The organism is Pseudoalteromonas sp. SIMBA_162 (assembly GCF_046535955.1).
Taxonomy (GTDB): domain Bacteria; phylum Pseudomonadota; class Gammaproteobacteria; order Enterobacterales; family Alteromonadaceae; genus Pseudoalteromonas; species Pseudoalteromonas marina.
Map to the genome: position 1 here is coordinate 1 of NZ_JAWJBQ010001316.1, position 232 is coordinate 232.

Consider the following 232-nt stretch of genomic DNA (forward strand, 5'->3'; position numbering starts at 1 on the left):
CCGGGCCAGTTCGGCCAGGGCCAGATGGGCTGGATTGGGCTGGGCCTGGAGCACTTTCTGGCGTCGCCATTCATACCAGCCCCAGACCAGCGCCGGGTCTTCGCGAAAGGCTTGCACGGTGGCCAGGCGCGCCGGGTCGAAGTGTTCCCACAGGCCGGTCAGGGCGTCACGAAAGGTCGGGATGCCGCTTTGCGCCGAGACCCCGGCACCGCTGAATACCACCACATGCCGG

The 232-nt window shown here is 68.1% G+C and carries 1 protein-coding gene; it reads right to left on the minus strand.

The features are described from left to right. The coding region (locus R0J88_RS23910; RefSeq protein ID WP_410901446.1) for a Sir2 family NAD-dependent protein deacetylase at window positions 1–232 on the minus strand (232 nt) is incomplete at both ends.